Raw genomic sequence first — 510 nt, forward strand, 5'->3', positions numbered from 1 at the left:
GCTTGATGATCGCCTCATGAGACTGATGGGTATGGGGGTGGGAGTGATCGTGCTCGCTCATGACTTGAGCCCTTCGTGAGGATCAATTAGGCTTGCATGCTATCCCCCCCAGGGGGATACGATCAAGCAGGTGTCTGGTATCTTCCCGGCACCTGCTCAGTTGGGCTGGCGGAGCTCCATGGCTAAACGAATCCGATCAATCATCGTTGTATGCTCGCTGCTGCTCGCCGTCATGACGGCGTGGACAGCGCACGCCTCTACATCCTTGATCACCGGCCATCTGCACAGCCTGGAAAGCAGCGAGGACAGCGCCCACTCGCATGATGATCACGGTTCCGATCACGGCCACACGCCGTTGATGGGCGATCATCAGCATGAGGTGCCCCACCTCGGCGCTCCCCCTGCAATCAGGTACCCGACGTCAGCCTCCTTCCTAACCGGTGAGCGTTCCTACCCGCTTCCCATCGCGCCTGTATTCCAGATAAAACGCCCCCCGCGCCCTCAGTTCGT

At 59.6% G+C, this 510-nt stretch carries 1 protein-coding gene; it reads right to left on the reverse strand.

What is annotated here, in order from left to right:
• Positions 1-196: 196 nt before the first annotated feature.
• Positions 197-376 carry a hypothetical protein gene (locus QKY98_RS23730; RefSeq protein ID WP_284671720.1) on the reverse strand — a complete coding sequence of 60 codons (180 nt, stop codon included), beginning with the start codon at positions 374-376 and terminating at the stop codon, positions 197-199.
• Positions 377-510 lie beyond the last annotated feature (134 nt).

Origin of the sequence: Pseudomonas sp. HR1 (assembly GCF_030175875.1) — a bacterium.
GTDB lineage: Bacteria > Pseudomonadota > Gammaproteobacteria > Pseudomonadales > Pseudomonadaceae > Chryseomonas > Chryseomonas oryzihabitans.

Bases quoted from the DNA above. Each gene is read 5' to 3' on its own strand.
- QKY98_RS23730 (WP_284671720.1), bottom strand. From the start codon at position 376: ATGCTGATGATCGCCCATCAACGGCGTGTGGCCGTGATCGGAACCGTG.